Origin of the sequence: Ruegeria sp. EL01 (assembly GCF_900313035.1) — a bacterium.
Classification (GTDB): domain Bacteria; phylum Pseudomonadota; class Alphaproteobacteria; order Rhodobacterales; family Rhodobacteraceae; genus Ruegeria.
In genome coordinates this window covers 20,184-36,408 of sequence record NZ_OMPS01000001.1, presented here as the reverse complement: position 1 = coordinate 36,408, position 16,225 = coordinate 20,184, and the positions used below count along the sequence as shown (strand labels likewise).

The window sequence follows — 16,225 nt, the reverse complement described above, 5'->3', positions numbered from 1 at the left end:
CGCGTGAAGCTGTTGATAATTCAGGGCGGTTTCGGGGCAGGGGGTGCCGAAAAGATTGTCTCGATATTGGCTGCTCATCGCCTTGAGCGTAGAGATGAGGTACACGTCGCGGGCCTGACCATGCCCGTGGGCGGGTCATATTTCCCCTATCCAGACGACGTGACCTTACATGTTGCCAACTCGAATGGCGGGCAGTTGGATCGCTATCGACACATCCGGAATGTGGTTCAAGATGTGTCGCCTGACGTGGTTGTCACCTTTCTGACGAAGATTAATGTTCTCACGCTTATGGCGACCTGGGACCGGCGTACGCCCGTGATTATCTCCGAGCGAAACAACCCGCGTGCGCAATCTGCCCATCCGTTGTGGCGCCACGCCCAAAACCTGCTGGCCCGCCGCGCACGCACGGTGGTTATGCAGACACAAAGAGCCAGCGAAGACCTACCACGTGCGATCAAGCGCAAGGCGCGCATCATTTCAAACCCCTGCGCCTTGCCTGCTGGCGCTCGCGAGCAATTGGGTACAGGAACAAGCAATCTTGTCGCGGTGGGACGTCTGGATCGGCAAAAAGGATTCGATTTGCTGCTGTCGGCGATGCCTCAAATTCTGAAAGGCCATCCGGAGACGCAGTTGACCATTTATGGTGAGGGTCCAGAACGAAAAGCGCTGGAAGTTCAGCGAGATCGTCTGAATTTGACTGATATCGTTTCACTGCCGGGTTCAAGCCCGGCGCCGGGGGAATGGATGCATGGGGCGGATATACTGGTCTTCCCATCCCGCTACGAAGGCTTCCCGAATGTACTGGCTGAAGCAACCGTTACCGGCTTGCCAATCGTCTCGTTTGATTGCCCTTACGGGCCGCGCGAATTGATCCGACCAGAAGAAAATGGCCTGCTGGTTCCTCTGGAAGACGTTGACGCATTGGCGCAGGCGGTGCTTCGGTTGGCCAAATCACCTGAGTTACTACAACGCATGCGGGATGCGGATTTGGAAAGCCGGGTCTGGCTGGCGCCAGATAACATTCTTGCAGAGTGGGACGAAACAATCGACGATGCGGTCTAAGGCCCTGAAAGCGCCGAGAGACAGAGAAGGTCAGACCGGGTGAATATCTCGAATACTATGCCGGACAGAACGAGCGAAATGCAGCTGGATGAGGATCAGGTCGAACGTCTTGGTCTCGTGGGTGTTCGCGCAATCGTGCGGCGCAATCTGACCCTGTTTTTGTCGGTGTTTGTCGCTGTAATGTTGGTCGCCGTTTTGGTCGTGCTGTTCAAGGACAGGCTGTATGTGACCGGGTCGGTCATTGTTCTGGATGACCGCAGAGTTACAATCCGTGCGGACCTTAGACCGATCGCCAATCTTGAAGTCGCGCTATCGGAAATGCAGACCGAGGTGGAAATTATCAGGTCTCGGGACTTTGCTGAGAAGGTCGTCAAGCGATTAGGGCTTGATGAAGACCCAACCTACAATCCGCTTTGGATGCGCGGGCTTGCTGACGCATATTCGCCCGTTGAAAACCTGACTGAAACAACGTCCAAGCTGCTGGAAAGCTACGTTGTTTCACCCTACCGGAACACGCTGGGGATCGGGATTCAGGTACATGACACCAACCCAAGCAGAGCTGCCCAGATCGCCAATGAGATCGCAAGAACCTATATCGATCTGACGCTCGAGATACAGCAAAGCAGCGCGCATGAGAAAATCGATCTACTTGTAGATCGCATGGGTGAGTTAGAGGAAGAAATTTCCGGCATCGAAGCCGAGTTGTCCAACCTCATCCTATCCAATCAACTGGATGACAAGGATGAAGGCACTGCTCTGTCCGCTGAGCTTCGGAATGTTCTTGTGCGATTGCGTTTTCTGTCTGAAAGCGAGGCACCCCAATCCGAGATCGAGCCGCTTGAACAACGAGTGGAGCGCGTGCAGGCGCAGCTTGAGCAACGCTCGAAAGCGGCGCAAGAACGTATTACCTTGGAACAACGGCTTGAAGACCTGTTAGCCCGGCGCCAAATACTTTTTCAGCGTAACCGTGACCTGGCAGTCCATGCCGGATTGATGGAGCCTCTGGCCCGTCAGATATCGGTCGCTCAGCCGCCACTGGAACCTGCGCTGCCAAACCGCAACACGGTATTGGCAGGAAGCTTCGCCAGCGCGTTGGTTATCGCCTTCATTACCATCCTCCTGCGGGAAATGCTGAACAAGCGGCTGTTCGTCCGCCGTTCAGTGCACCCCGCGCTGGGGTTGCAGGGGGCATTGGCCTTTCCTCGGTTTCCCCGGACTGCGCGCCACAGCATTTCCGCACTGCTTGCGCTGTTCGATCAACGCATGCCACCCGATCCGCGGGCGGAAGGGGCTCGGCACGTTTTGTCAGTTCTGATGGATAGGCTGTCCCAGGATGGATCGGCGCGAATGTTAATCACTTCGTCTTCGCAAACCGATCAATCCGCCTTCGTCACTTTGTGCCTGTCGGTTTCTGCGGCCAAGGATGGTTTGCGTGTTTTGTTCATAGACCTTGATCCGACGGATGACCCGTCAGTTGCAGATCTGTTACCTCGGGACAGGTCCCAATATGGTTTGCCGCTGTTGTTGGGCAATGCACTATTGATGACACAGGAGACCGTGGAGATCGCAGAAAAGGTCAAATATGTCAGACCTTCGGGGAATGATCAGGTTCCTGTAGATCTGTTTGATTCACATAACATGTGGTCCGGAACAGCGGCGTTGAGCGACTTGTATGACCAAATAGTCATACACGTCCCGCCCATAACTGAAAACGCCGCACTCGGACGATTGCTGTCCTTTACCGACAATGTTGTGTTTATCACCCGTGATCAGTCTTCCGGTGTCGAAGAAATTGTTCGTTCTCTGGAAAAGCTGCGGCAATTGAATCTGGAACCGACCAAGCTCGTGAATTTCGGATAGGCGCGGTGGGAACATGCTGAAGTCTGTCAACGAACACGTCATCCGGACACACACGAAGCCGGAAACAAGGCTTGAGTTCATACTTGTTGCGATAGCTGTCTTCTTTTCGCCGCTAAACTACTTTCGACCGGGGTTTGTGTTTTTCACACTCGGAGACTTATTCATTCTGTTGGCTTTCTTAGTGGTTCTGTTCAAAGGGCGTCTGCCGCTTCGCCCTTTGGGATCTGCCTCCACTCTTTGGTTCGCGTCTGTACTGACTTTTCTGGCGGGTTTTGCGGCTGCCTCGATCATCAATGGTGATGCGGTGGCGGGCGCGCTTGGACTCATGCAGTACTGTTTTTCATTTGTGCTTCTGCCATGGATTATCCTGCGACGATCGCGGAAAGAAACCGAGACGCTGATTTTCCTCTTCGTGCTTTCTATCGCGCTGGCGATGATTCACGGCGCCTACTATGTCAATTTCGTCCCCGGCCGGAACGATTTCGTAAGCGGGAACGGACGTCTCAGCGGCTTGTTCGAGAAGGAAAATGAATCAGGGGTTCTGGCCGCACTTGCGCTGGTTTTTTTGGTTTGGTTGCGGGGTGTTCGTCGCGTAACAACTCTCGTAGCCATTTCCCTTTTTATACCAGTAACTTATGGAGTACTTCTGACTGGTTCGAATACGGCTTTTTACCTTTGCATGGTGGGCACCACGCTTTTTGTTTTGCTGACCGGGTCTGTGAAAGCAACGGTCGGCCTGACAATCGGTGTTGTGCTGTTCTTCATCGCGGCTGTTCTGTTTGGTGAGCACTTCCTGCCGGAAGTGTTTCAGGAGCGCGTGTTCTCGGCGGTTCGAAACGCCGATATCAGTGAGTCCGGCACCATTGATGACAGGCTGTTTTTGATACAGGAATCCATGCGGTTCGGAAACGAAACGCTGTGGCTGGGATATGGAATCGACCAATACGAAGAAAAAAGCGCAATCGGCGCGCCAGTACACAACGCCTACCTACTGACTCTCACAGAAGGCGGCGCTGTTTCCCTTGTGGGTTTGGCTGGGTTGTTTGCTTCTGGAATATACGTGATCTGGCGTTACAAGATGATGATGGGCGATGCGAAGAACACTGCGCTGGCCGTCACAATTTTGTTGATGCTGATGATGGTTCTGAACACGGCGCCGCATTTCTACGCCCGGTTCTGGCTTGTACCGTGGATGCTGGGCTTGTCCGTTTGTCTGACAGGGCGGGATATTAGGCTGCCCTCGGTTGCGCGACGCCTAAGACGGGCCCAGTGACGTGTTGACATCAGTCATCAGTCAGCACAGTTTTGGGCGGATTTTGTTTAAGATGTTGATTGATCAGCACCCGTACGGATTGGATAGAAAGTGACTGGAGTGTGTTGTATTGCAATCACTTGAATCCCCAAAAACCGGGCAAGAAATACCTGTTCGCAAGATTGCAGTGGTTGCCAATCTGACGTCTTCGCTGGTGAATTTCCGCTTTGATCTGTTGCGCGAAATGTCGATGCGGGCCGAGGTCATTGCCTGTGGCCCGGAACGCCATGAACCCAGCGAGGCGGCCTTACGAGACATCGGCGTCAAGTTTGTGGAATTTCCAATGTCCCGCACCGGAATGAACCCGATCGAAGACATTGGAACCGTACGTGCCCTAAAGCGGATATTCGAAGACGTTCAGCCGGACACGGTTTTTGCCTACACAATGAAGCCAATCATCTATGGATGCCTGGCCGCACGACTGGCGCGAGTGCCGCAAAAATACGCGATGTGCACCGGCTTGGGGTATGTGTTCAATGCCCAGAATACCAGCTTGAAACGACGATTGGTCCGCGCACTCTCCTCCAACTTGTACCGCATGTCGTTGAAAGGCGTTGACGAATTGCTGGTTTACAACAAAGCCGACGAGGAAGAGTTTCAGGCCCGTGGGATGGTCAGCGCAGGCACTGAATTGAGCGTTGTGCCCGGATCCGGTGTAAATCTGACCAAATACGCGCCCTCAAGCCCACCCGATGGGCCGCCGGTGTTTCTGATGATCTCCAGACTTCTAAAAGAGAAGGGCGTTTTTGACTTTGTCGACGCCGCGCGCCTGTTGAAACGCGAGCACCCTCAGGCACGGTTTCAGCTTTTAGGACCGATGGACGCCAATCCCGACTCGGTTGATCAACATGAGATCGACACCTGGACGCGTGAAGGTGTGATTGAGTATCTGGGCGAAACAACGGATGTCCGCCCCTATTTGAAAAACTGCTCGGTCTTTGTTTTGCCCTCTGCCTATCGTGAAGGTATTCCCCGCACGATCCTCGAGGCGATGTCGACCGGACGCGCTGTCATAACCACGGACGCGCCGGGGTGCTCTGACCCGGTCGTCGAAGGCGAAACGGGTTTCGTTGTACCTATGCGCAACCCGCAAGCGTTGAGCCAAGCAATGGCAAAATTTTTGGACCAACCTGATCTGATTCTACAGTTGGGACAGGCCTCGCGCGAACGCGCGGAAGCCGTATTTGATGTGCGGCGGGTGAACACAATTCTGCTCAGAAAAATGGGGCTGCTACAGCAGCATGAGCAGTTGGTTCCAACCAAGATCAACTGAAATATTTCCAAGTTTCCCCTTCTGGAAAGGGAAGCTCCGAACATAAGGCCCAGCCCTGTTCGGGCGAGAAAACTCCTTTTTTTCCGTATTTTAGCAAAAAACTGCCAAACCTACGGGATTCCCCTAATACCCGTCATGCACATGCTTTGATAAATTAGGTTCAACCACAGATAAATACCGGTGAAGCCTCAGGGCACTATCACTCACTCGGAAGAAATGACCAGCATTTGGGGTGCTGGTCATTTGCTTTTTGGGGTGCTGTTTTGAACGGATGACAGGCTTCAGCGCAGGCGGTCCGGTTATTGATACCCGTAGTCTTCAAGCGGCAAACCGGTAAGTTCTTTGAGGATTGCATTGGATTCGGCAAAGGCCCCTTCGAACTGAGCTGCGGCTTGCTTTGCCATACGGTTTTCCAGTGCCTGATCCAATGCGCCCGGGAAAACACGGCTCAGTGGCCCGCTCAGCTTCCCAAACCGTCGGGTGGCGTAAGGAAAGGGGATCATCGCCCCAGTGCTGAGCTGATTGTTGCTGAAAATGCGGTTCACCCCGCGCTGCAACAGCTGAAAACTCTGCGAGCGCTTCGTGTTTGTTTTCACAAAGTCATGCTTTGGCGCTGCAACCCCTAACGAGTTGCACAAGCTGGACACAAAGGCATCGGAATCTCGAACAAACTGCTCGTAGGTCAGACCGTGTACGCGATCAGCGCCAAATAGGTTTTGGTAGTATCGAAAAAGCCGATCATACCTGTAGAAATCCGGTGTAAACATCGGGACACGGCGCATCATGGGTTCGATCTGCGCGATGTAGCCCTTAAAGGACTTGTGCCCCCCATCCGTAATGTACTGGCTGTACATAGACAGAATGCTTGAAAGTTGTTCCCGGAAGACGATGAGAACATGGGCTTCGGGGAAGGTTTGATTCAGGCGTTGCGCAATCAACGGGCTGTCGAATCCACCCGAAGCTGGGTAGCCTGAAAACCGCTCGTGCGAGAAAACAGCGATTTTTTCCGATTTGTGAGAAGCGTCAAGAAAATCCGCGTATTGTTCACGAACAGCAGATGAATCAAAGGTCAACGGTTGCGGCAATACGAATCTGTTTGAAAGGACGAATTTTCGTTCCTCGGGCGGACTTGCAAACGGACCATCAGACGTTGAGAACAACTGTTTCTGCAACGCGGATGTAGCGGTCTTGTGGTACCCGATGTGGAGGAGAACTTTTGCTTGTTCCATATAGCGTTAATTAATACCTAAACTCGATCGACCACCTAGTACCCGCACCTGGAAAGGATAAGCTACCGCGTTCTTCCACCCTGTTTTGGAAGGGCCCCAACTACATTTTCGCATGTTCAAAACCGGTTTCCCAAAACAGGACTGGATTTCCCTATCAAACTGCGCTTTCGTAAAACGATACAAGCGTAAAAAACAAAATGATAGAAGTAGGGGCGGATAGAATCGCCAAAAATTAGAGTTTGACGAGTTATGAAAGGTATTTGACCTGAGACGAGTACCAAGGTTTTTTTGCACCATGTTGTCTTTGGGTGCCCGGGTCAACGCCCGGAATTACCGTAATCAAGAACTATGACCCGGTTTGATGCCAGATCTCTGATTGGGCGGCTTGCCAAGAACATGTCATGGCTGTTCTTGTCCCAGATACTGATCGCAGTATTTGGCCTGGCGACCCTGATCATCACCGCACGGGCGGTGGGCCCTGCTGCGGTGGGAATTTTGGCGTTAGTAGATGCCTATGTGCAGGTCTTGGACCGGTTGTGCCGATTGGAGCCTTGGCAGGCGGTGATCAAATACGGCAGCGATGCCCTGACCGAGGATGATACCCATCGTTTTGGTCATCTGATCAAACTGTCGATTGTCATCGACATTATCGGGGGCATTTTGGCAGGTACGGTTGCGATCCTTCTGGCACCAACTGTCGCCCCAATGATTGGTCTGCCCGAGGACATCGGAGCATCTTACATAGCGTTGGTTGCGATTGGGCTGCTTTTTTCTTTGCGACCAACCGGCATCGCGGTTCTCCGAATTCACGACAGATTCGATCTATTGGCGATCTCGGACATGGTTGTGGCCGGGCTGCGCCTTATTGGAACGATCATCGTATTCCTGCTGGATCTGGGTCTTTGGGCGTTCCTGGCCTTGATGCTGATGCATCAGATCCTGACCGGCCTCGTTGCCTTCTTCATTGCCCTGAGGGAATTGCAGCGGCGGGGCGTACGCGCCTTTATGTCCCTAAAACTGAGTACTGCCCTGAAGCAAAACCCCGGATTTCTGCGGTTCTTGTGGAACTCAAACTTTAACGTAGTTCTCCGGCAATCGACGCAGCGGCTGGATGTTTTGGTTGTGGGCGCACTGCTCGACGTGACATCGGTGGGTTTCTATCAGGTTGGCAAGCGCATTATGACCAACATCGTGCGCATTGGTGGCCCCATCCGACAGGTACTTTACCCCGAAATGACGCGACTGTGGTCAGCGCAGAAGCATGATCGCTTTTGGAAGCTGGTTCGCTATATCTCGCTGTTGATGTTTGGGGTTTCCCTCGCCATCTCGATCCCATTGGCATGGAAGATGTCTGATCTGGCCGTGTTGTTGTTTGGCGCAGAGTTCCAGGGCGCTGCGCCGGTGATGACAATTTTGATGTTTGCGGCAGTGATCTATCTAGGGGGCCTAGCATTAAATCCGGCACTGCTGAGTATGGGGCTCGATCGGGCACTGGTGCGGACAACCATGATGGCGACGGGAGTTTTTGCGATCTCCTTTGTACCGCTTTTGTTTGTTTTAGGGATCGAAGGCGTCGCCCTGGCCCACGTCATATTCAACATTGTTTGGACGACTGGCTGCATTTTAGCGATCCGGTCCTATCCGGCACCAAGATAGGGGACTATAACCCTTCCATAACGTTGCCCTATAAAGTTCGAAATTTACCAGTGACTTACGCTTAACGAGAAGAATAATGACCAAACGTATCCTTTTCCCTTTCGAGGGAGACACCGTAATCGGCGGAAGCCATGTCTCGGCCATGAAACTGGCCGCCGGCTTGGACAGATCAAAGTATGAACCCTACATTCTGGTCCACTACAAGGACGGACTGGCCGGTGAGTATGCCCGGTCTTTCGGGTTAGACTATGAGGTGCTGGAGAAGCCCGCCCTGATGTCTCCGGGGCAGATCAGCTATGACGGAGATTGCGGTCCGGCGCGCTACCTGCTTTCAAGTGTACCAAGTTTCATCTCGGTTCTGAACCGGATCAAGCCGGACATCGTGCACACCAACGAAGGGCGGATGCATTCGAATTGGGCCTTGCCGACGAAACTGTCGGGACGCAAACACATCTGGCACCATCGCCAGGACCCCACGGCCTTTGGGATCAACAAACTGGCTCCGGTCCTGTCGGACCACATCATCAGCGTCTCTCATTTCTCAAAACCCAGCAATCCTGTGCGGTCAGTGGACAAAAAGTTCACCGTTATCCGCAGCCCCTTTGACTTTAATCCCGATCCACCGGATCCCGCGACGGCGCGAAAAGGTGTGCTTGAAGAAATGGAGTTGCCGGATGATGCCTTGCTGCTGGGGTATTTCGGAAACTTCGTGCCCCGCAAACGGCCGGATCACTTTGTAAAGGCAGTTGCCGCGATTCAAAATCGCATGCCGGACGTGCCGGTCCACGGCTTCCTTTTCGGCAGCGTTGTTGATCGCGGGAACGCGTTGGACCAGGTTTGCAAGGACTTGGCCGCCGAGGCGTGGATGGACAACCAAATTCACATGATGGGATTTCGCCAACCGATTGATGGCTACATGGCGGCGATGGATGCCAATCTGGTGACCGCATTAGATGAACCCTTCGGTCGCACCCTGATTGAAACGATGTATCTGGGCACGCCAGTTGTCGCGACACGACATGGCGGCAATATCGAGGCGATTGTTGACGGCGAAAACGGTTTCCTTGTCGATCCATTTGACGCCGAAGGCTTCGTAGAACCTGTCATGCGCCTGCATCAAGATGGGGACATCCGGGCCAAGATTATCGAGGCGGGACAACGCCATGCCCGGGATAACTTTGGCATGGCCATCCATATCGATGGTGTCTGCAGGATTTATGATCAGCTGTTAGACTGATCGGTGACGCGCCCAGACTAGGATTTGGGCGCGTTCGTGACACCTGGAAATTGCAGGTAAGACAGGCGCCGGATTTCACGGCGCCCCCGCGCCAACGAGTCCAGGATCAGAGCGCATACAACCGATAGCATAGACGCTACAAACCCTGAGACAGCAACCAGCAATGAGGGTATGCGGTTCACCAGCCCGGTTTCCAGATACTCGACCAATACTGAAAGAAAGACCCACAATGAGGGTAGAAAGAAGATGTACGCCAGCGACAGGAAGAAGGTCATTGGCTTTTCTTCTTTGATCAAAAAGCTGATCATTTTGAGGATGCGCCACCCATCTCGGAATGTCGAAAGCTTGGAGTTAGAGTCCGGCAAGCGAGAGAAGTAGTTGGTCTCTATTTCTCCGATCGGCATGCGCATTTGCATCGCATGAACCGTCAGCTCGGTTTCGATCTCAAACCCGTTGGACAATGCCGGAAAGCTTTTGACAAAGCGCCGGCTAAAAACACGGTAGCCGGACAAAAGATCGTTGATCTTGTTGCTGAAAAAGAACTTTACCAAACCGCTGAACAACGCGTTCCCAAATTTGTGGCCTGGTCGATATGCCTCGGTTTCTTTGTTCACGCGAGCGCCATTCACCATGTCTAAGTTCTGTGAAACAAGAAGCTGCACCAGTTCTGGCGCGGCCGCGCTGTCATAGGTTGCGTCACCATCAGCCATGACGTAGACATCCGCGTCGATATCCGCGAACATCCGGCGGACGACGTTGCCCTTGCCTTGCAAGGCCTCGGTGCACACTGTCGCCCCGGCTTGCTGGGCCACACGGATTGTGTCATCGGTCGAGTTGTTGTCGAAGACGTAAATCGTCGCCTTCGGTAATGCCTGGCGAAACTGCGCAACCGTTTCTCCGATTGCAACCGCCTCATTGTAACACGGCAGAATGACAGCGATTTCCAACGTTCGCAGGTCTGGCAAAGCCGAGGCGTCGCCTTTGAAATCAACTGTGCCTTGGCTCATGAGCATGGCCTGTCCTCGAGTCTTTTAATTCAGGGCGATAGTAACTTGAGGATACGCCAACGAGCACGCAGTTAATTCATGTTTGAGTGTAAAAGAGTTCCATCTGTTGTCCGAACGACCTGTTTCAGGTTCAGTTCTTCGGTCAGCTCTTGTTGGGTCGGCAGATAGAACCGCCAGGTAATCTCGTCGAAGTAGGCGACAACAGCTTTCCCTTGGGCGAGACCTTCACGCATCTCGCTTATGGTTTTGTTGTAGGGGCGTCTTGGGTGTTCTTTGCCGGTGCGGCGATCGAACTTCATTGGCAACCATGTCGTCCCTTTGCCGGTCAACAGGTGCACCACGTCGGGTGCGTTGGTGTAGACAAATACGTCGGGCGCCAAACTGTTGATTTCAGACACCAAAGGTGACTGCACCCACTGAGGACCCGAGAAAAATATTCCTTCGCTGCGGAAACTGGAAATCAACACACCAGTTCTAATGAGATTCGATGCCAGAACCAACGCTCCAAAAACCAACAAACCGTTTCCAAGCAAAGCCTGCGCGCGTGTCTTTCCGTCTTCACGCAACATCACGCAGCATTGTGCGCCAATCACGACAATCAGCACATAAACCGGCGCAAAGTATGAGGGCTTAAGTGGCAGGTTTGGTTCGATCAATATCGACACTAGCAAGAGTGCAAAATGACCGAAGATGTAGACCGCTGATATCAGGGGGAAGGCGACAAGCTTTGCGTTGGATTGAGATCCATCCATAGAAAATACGTGTCGTTCGGCCCCGTACCAGACAACAGCAGCCAGCAGACCAATCAAAGCCAGCGCTGCTACGGCTTTCACAAATCCAGGGACAACGCTTGGGAAAAAGGAAACCCAGATCGAGTTTGCCCCTTGCATTAAAATGCCAATGGTTGCGTTGCCAAGGAACCCAAATTCACGCCCCAGCCCTGTGCCACCGGTTTTGGCTTCGATAACAGACCACAGAAGCAGCGGAGCCGCGACAACGGCAACAAAAGCAAGTGCGTGCAACACGCGCGTTTTTACGTTTCCAGAGCCGAGAAATAAGGCTGTCAGGACGCCCACAACCCAAACAGGCGCGCCATTAAAGCGTGTCAGGAAAACCAAGACCGAGACAAGCCCCGCCAGAAGCAAGAAACGAACCGATCCTGTTCCCGCGTAGACACTCAGTAAGCTCAACGAGGCAACGAGAAGGAATATGAACATCGCCTCCGACAGGACCGTGACGTGCAGTTCAAACACAAGCGGCGAAGTCAAAATCAAAACAGCAGACAAAACAGCGATGAGGCGCGTCGCACCGAACCCACGGACCAGGCCATACACGGTGACGGCGGTCAGAATAAGAAACGCAACGTTCAAAACCGTTGCGGCCGCGATGCTGTCGAGGCCAAACGCAGAAACAATATCGATCGCCCAGACATAGCCCGGGGAATTGCCCTGCAAAAAGTATGGAAAACTTAGGTAAAATGCAGAATCCGGACGGATACCAATGCCCCATGGCGTCGCCGCGACAAACATGATTGTGGCGACCATGGCGATACAGGCGCACCAAAGGACATCTGGTCGAGCCAGTCTATTTGAACGGACGGTGTTCACGACCGACCTCCTTCAATACTCGTCAACAAATAACGCGTTACACTCTTCATGATACTCTTTTTTTGCCCGGGTGCCTCAAACAACAAAGCTGTTAGGCTTAAATGCTACCAATCTCATAAAATGTATTGCCCGCCACAAACCCGTCTAATCCTACTTGTCGGGCATAGTGGGCCAAATCACTCGTTGAATTGATAAAGCCTGAATTTTTGAAGTTCAGTGAAGTGTTACACAATACACCAACGCCCGAGATGGCTTTGAACTCTGCCAGTAGGTCGTAGAAAAAGGCGTTTTGATCGCGCCGCACGGTTTGCACGCGAGCGGAACCATCCACATGAGTGACCGCCGCGAGTTTGGGGTCTATAACCTGTTGGAAGCTCAGCATATAGGGTGACGACCCTTCCAGATCGAAATGCAGCGGCGCATCTTCTTCCAGACATGATGGTGCAACAGGGCTGTTTTCCGCGCGCCCTTTGATCCGGTTCAGCCGCGCCCGCGTTTCCGCGTTGAACGGTGCAGCCAATATCGAGCGATTGCCAAGCGCGCGCGGGCCAATCTCGCAGTTGCCACGGGTCCAGCCGATGATCTTCCCATCATACAACGCCTGCGCCACATCCTTAAGGTTTAGTTCTGTCGCTGTAAGCCCGTCGAGATTGGCCTTGTCGTCGCAGAAGGACTGGCCTGAATAGACAGACCAATTCAACTTGGCACGCCCGGTGAAATGACGCATCGCGTCGACAGCCGTGCCAATCGCGCACCCGGAATCCCCGGTGGTTGGCGGGACAAACACATCCTTGAACAGGCCGTTTTTCTCCCACTTGGTGTTCCAGTTCCCATTCAAGCCGCAGCCGCCGGCAATGATCAGAGGATAACCCTCTTGCAGATGTGTTTCCGCAAACTCGTGGAACTGTTGGAAAATCGCGTCCGACAGTTTGGTGGCCAGGTTCTTCAGCCTTTGGCTGTCTGTTCCGATGTTGAAATACGGTGAATTAACAAAAGAGCTTTTGCGCAAAGGGTCAGTCGTTGTGTCTATCGACAGAATTTGATCGATCAACACCTGTTCTTCTTCCTCGGCTGGACCGCTTTCGCCGAAAGCACAAGCGGCCATCAAACGGCCCGGGTCTGCTGGCCGCAACTCACCGCCAGAGATTGGGAAATCCGGATCAGCCAAAGCATATAGGAACGCAAAGCGCGTGCCTGGTGAAGTCATCACGCGCCCGCGATGGTGAATGTTCAGGTTGCGGTCGATTTCATAAAAGTCGCCAAGTACGCCTTCCCAAAGCAGCACGTAACAGGGCTCTCCCTGCGCAAAAGGCGACAATGCATAGCTGCACCAGATATGGGCACGCTCATGGGTCGAGGTATAATAATCGAGTGTTTTGCCAAAGAACGTGCGTTTGCCGACCGTTTCTGACCCAGGCCCAATTCCGAAATATCCGGCTCCTGATGTTGTCACGTGATCAGTGCCATTGCTGGACCAGCCACTCAGCGCAAGGACATCTGGCAAGTCTTTGAACCACAGGCCAGCATCAATAAACGTGTCCGGGGTTACCGGTGTATATCGGGGGAAGCTGTTCTTTTCGGCTTCATACGAAAACAAAAGGCTGTCATCGGCGCTGTCGACGCCGGCGACGGTGCCATCGTGGCCAGATTTGAAAGACAGAATCTTCATCTTAAACACCTCACCAAACTGGCCGGTTTCAGATTCAACAGGTCATGCCACCGCTTGCAGCACAATCAGGGCCCAAACCCTTCCTAACGAACTGTCTTTGCAACATTCAAGCCAATATCCCGCATGCTCTGGCGAGACCAAACTTTGGCGATATGGGAACATATGCAAACCTGAAAATCTTAAACCGAACCAAATGCCAAATTTATCGCCATCAACCTAACAGATGGGGCAGGGGTCTTGTAAACACTCTTTTGTTGCTTTCGCTATAGCTCAAATGCAACGCCCGATTTTGTGAACGGATTCGCGACATCTGTATGATTGTTCGCAAATCAGGGCCAGTTCAGCTCCTGTATTTGGCCGCCGACTAGCTGCCAAAGCGGGTATTTGTATTTGTTTTTCAGCCTATCGGGCCGTTCCGATCCAATGCTGTAAATTTTTAGCCCGCTTAAGTGACCTACGACCTTGCGCCACCAATGCTCTGACCGTTACTCTGTGCCGGTTATCGGCAGTATATTTGGCCAAAGGTGTTTTAGGTTATGTCAGTAATATTGGGTTTAGCGACGATGAATAACAGTGCAGCGGCGCTGTTTGTAGATGGCAAATTGGTTGCCGCAGTCGAAGAGGAGCGGTTGACGCGGGTCAAGAATGACGGCGCATTTCCGCATCATGCGATCACCGAAGTTCTGCGAATCGGTGGGCTGGAGTTTTCAGATATCGATGAGGTTGCCGTCTATTGGCAGCCGTGGCGGATGGCTGGACGTGGCGTTGGTACGGTACGCAAGATCTTGCAAAGCCCATCGGCGGCAAAAAGTGTGACAACCCGTATCGGCGCATTGTTCTCATCAAAATCCGCAACGGAAGGCCCGCAGGAAAGTGGCTGGATGGACTTGTTCCGCGTCCGGAAGATCCTGACGACTGAACATGGCCCATGCGACTTTAAACTGCACTACATCAATCACCACCTGACCCATCAACTTTATGCCGAGGCGATGCGCGATTGGGACAGCTTTGTATCGCTTTCCTATGATGGCGGTGGCGAAGAAAGCTCGACTATTGTGACCACTGTCCGCAATGGCAAACGCGAAGGTATAGCGGATCACCGCTGGCCCAACTCTTTGGGACATTTTTATTCTGCGTTCACCGGCTTTCTTGGCTTCAAGATGCTGGAAGGCGAATACAAGATGATGGGTTTGGCGCCTTACGGCAAACCCATCTATCGCGATGCGATCCTCAAGGAAATTCTGCTTCTCGAAGATAATGGTGGCTATCGCGTTAACACCACGCTGTGCGACTATCACTCTGCCCTGCGCGGTGTGTTCCACCCGCGTCTTGAAGAGCTGTTCGGAGAGGCGCGAACGCCGGGAACTGCCCCGAATGAACGCCACATCGACCTAGCAGCCTCGGTTCAGGCGGCATTTGAAGACGCGCTGCATCACATTCTTGGTCCGGTTCGCAAAGCAAACCCCGATTTGCGCAAGTTGGTCATTTCAGGCGGGTGCGCGCTCAACGTGACAGCCAACGGAACATTGATTTCGAAAGATACGTTTGACGAAATCATCATCCCACCCGCGCCGCATGATGCGGGATGCGCGGTGGGCGCGGCGTTGGCCTGCGTTCCCCATGACAAAGTTGATCTGACGTCGGTCCGTAATCCCTATCAAGGGGCGGAATGGGATACTGCTGCCATTACCACGGCCCTGGATAGCTGCTGCGCGCAGCCACAAACAGCACTGGGCCAGGCTGAATTTCTTGAACAAGTGACCGGCCTGCTGGCCGATGGCAAGATCATCGCCTGGTTTCAGGGTCGTGCCGAATTTGGCCCCCGAGCACTTGGTACGCGGTCCTTCCTCGCTGACTCGCGAAAGGACAGCATTCGCGACGACATCAATGCAAAGATCAAGAAACGAGAGCATTTTCGCCCCTTTGCACCCAGCGTAGCAGAAGAGGCCGCTTCGGACTTTTTCGAGATCGATCAATCCAGCCCGTATATGAACATCGTTGCCCGCGTTCGCGACGAACGCGCCGCAGATATTCCGGCGATAACCCATACGGACCAGACTGCCCGCGTGCATACGGTATCGCAGTCGGCCAACCCGCTGTATCATGCGCTGCTGACCAAATTCGGCGAGAAAACCGGCGTGCCGGTCTTGTTGAACACCTCGTTCAACATTCAGGAACCCATCGTTTACACTCCGGAAAACGCCTGCGCGACCTTTGCAGCCTCGGGTGTTGATGCTTTGGTGATTGGTGATTTTGTTGTGCTTCGCGAAGCACTGAAAGAGGAAAGCCCAAGCAAAGCAGTGGCGTGATCGC

11 protein-coding genes are annotated in these 16,225 nt (G+C 53.2%); 7 read left to right on the top strand and 4 right to left on the bottom strand.

Features of this window, described 5'->3' with window-relative positions; translation table 11 throughout:
• Nucleotides 1–3 precede the first annotated feature (3 nt).
• From D9K61_RS00145 to D9K61_RS00130, 4 genes are all read left to right on the top strand, one after another.
• Nucleotides 4–1,062, top strand: coding sequence for a glycosyltransferase family 4 protein (locus tag D9K61_RS00145; protein ID WP_120631243.1), 1,059 nt, complete (start codon nucleotides 4–6; stop codon nucleotides 1,060–1,062).
• Between the two features lie 57 nt (nucleotides 1,063–1,119).
• The gene (locus D9K61_RS00140; RefSeq protein ID WP_120631242.1) at nucleotides 1,120–2,922 is read left to right on the top strand and encodes a hypothetical protein; all 1,803 of its coding nucleotides are present in this window, start codon (nucleotides 1,120–1,122) and stop codon (nucleotides 2,920–2,922) included.
• A gap of 13 nt (nucleotides 2,923–2,935) precedes the next feature.
• Nucleotides 2,936–4,195 carry an O-antigen ligase gene (locus D9K61_RS00135; RefSeq protein WP_120631241.1) on the top strand — a complete coding sequence of 420 codons (1,260 nt, stop codon included), beginning with the start codon at nucleotides 2,936–2,938 and terminating at the stop codon, nucleotides 4,193–4,195.
• A gap of 109 nt (nucleotides 4,196–4,304) precedes the next feature.
• Nucleotides 4,305–5,507, top strand: coding sequence for a glycosyltransferase family 4 protein (locus D9K61_RS00130; RefSeq protein WP_216825722.1), 1,203 nt, complete (start codon nucleotides 4,305–4,307; stop codon nucleotides 5,505–5,507).
• 299 nt (nucleotides 5,508–5,806) lie between these two features.
• On the opposite strand, the gene D9K61_RS00125 is transcribed toward D9K61_RS00130, so the two are convergent.
• Nucleotides 5,807–6,736 carry a sulfotransferase gene (locus D9K61_RS00125; protein ID WP_120631240.1) on the bottom strand — a complete coding sequence of 310 codons (930 nt, stop codon included), beginning with the start codon at nucleotides 6,734–6,736 and terminating at the stop codon, nucleotides 5,807–5,809.
• 396 nt (nucleotides 6,737–7,132) lie between these two features.
• On the opposite strand from D9K61_RS00125, the gene D9K61_RS00120 reads away from it, so the two are divergent.
• Both D9K61_RS00120 and D9K61_RS00115 read left to right on the top strand, forming a co-directional pair.
• Nucleotides 7,133–8,392, top strand: coding sequence for a lipopolysaccharide biosynthesis protein (locus D9K61_RS00120; RefSeq protein WP_216825721.1), 1,260 nt, complete (start codon nucleotides 7,133–7,135; stop codon nucleotides 8,390–8,392).
• Nucleotides 8,393–8,468: 76 nt separating this feature from the next.
• On the top strand, nucleotides 8,469–9,629 hold the full coding sequence (locus tag D9K61_RS00115; RefSeq protein ID WP_120631238.1) for a glycosyltransferase family 4 protein: 1,161 nt from the start codon (nucleotides 8,469–8,471) through the stop codon (nucleotides 9,627–9,629).
• Nucleotides 9,630–9,646: 17 nt separating this feature from the next.
• On the opposite strand, the gene D9K61_RS00110 is transcribed toward D9K61_RS00115, so the two are convergent.
• The 3 genes from D9K61_RS00110 to D9K61_RS00100 all read right to left on the bottom strand — a co-directional run bounded on the left by D9K61_RS00110 (nucleotide 9,647) and on the right by D9K61_RS00100 (nucleotide 13,912).
• Nucleotides 9,647–10,636 carry a glycosyltransferase family 2 protein gene (locus D9K61_RS00110; protein WP_162946659.1) on the bottom strand — a complete coding sequence of 330 codons (990 nt, stop codon included), beginning with the start codon at nucleotides 10,634–10,636 and terminating at the stop codon, nucleotides 9,647–9,649.
• A gap of 71 nt (nucleotides 10,637–10,707) precedes the next feature.
• Complete coding sequence (locus D9K61_RS00105; protein ID WP_162946658.1) at nucleotides 10,708–12,243, bottom strand: glycosyltransferase family 39 protein; 1,536 nt, start codon at nucleotides 12,241–12,243, stop codon at nucleotides 10,708–10,710.
• A gap of 97 nt (nucleotides 12,244–12,340) precedes the next feature.
• Complete coding sequence (locus D9K61_RS00100) at nucleotides 12,341–13,912, bottom strand: carbamoyltransferase C-terminal domain-containing protein (RefSeq protein WP_120631235.1); 1,572 nt, start codon at nucleotides 13,910–13,912, stop codon at nucleotides 12,341–12,343.
• Between the two features lie 536 nt (nucleotides 13,913–14,448).
• Between D9K61_RS00100 and D9K61_RS00095 the strand changes: the two genes are divergently transcribed.
• Nucleotides 14,449–16,221 carry a carbamoyltransferase C-terminal domain-containing protein gene (locus D9K61_RS00095; RefSeq protein WP_120631234.1) on the top strand — a complete coding sequence of 591 codons (1,773 nt, stop codon included), beginning with the start codon at nucleotides 14,449–14,451 and terminating at the stop codon, nucleotides 16,219–16,221.
• The last annotated feature ends 4 nt before the right edge of the window (nucleotides 16,222–16,225 follow it).

What these genes read in the sequence shown, in the direction of transcription:
- D9K61_RS00140 (WP_120631242.1), top strand. Translation starts at nt 1,120, where the DNA reads ATGCCGGACAGAACGAGCGAAATGCAGCTGGATGAGGATCAGGTCGAA.
- D9K61_RS00115 (WP_120631238.1), top strand. Translation starts at nt 8,469, where the DNA reads ATGACCAAACGTATCCTTTTCCCTTTCGAGGGAGACACCGTAATCGGC.
- D9K61_RS00135 (WP_120631241.1), top strand. Translation starts at nt 2,936, where the DNA reads ATGCTGAAGTCTGTCAACGAACACGTCATCCGGACACACACGAAGCCG.
- D9K61_RS00110 (WP_162946659.1), bottom strand. Translation starts at nt 10,636, where the DNA reads ATGAGCCAAGGCACAGTTGATTTCAAAGGCGACGCCTCGGCTTTGCCA.
- D9K61_RS00095 (WP_120631234.1), top strand. Translation starts at nt 14,449, where the DNA reads ATGTCAGTAATATTGGGTTTAGCGACGATGAATAACAGTGCAGCGGCG.
- D9K61_RS00125 (WP_120631240.1), bottom strand. Translation starts at nt 6,736, where the DNA reads ATGGAACAAGCAAAAGTTCTCCTCCACATCGGGTACCACAAGACCGCT.
- D9K61_RS00120 (WP_216825721.1), top strand. Translation starts at nt 7,133, where the DNA reads ATGTCATGGCTGTTCTTGTCCCAGATACTGATCGCAGTATTTGGCCTG.
- D9K61_RS00100 (WP_120631235.1), bottom strand. Translation starts at nt 13,912, where the DNA reads ATGAAGATTCTGTCTTTCAAATCTGGCCACGATGGCACCGTCGCCGGC.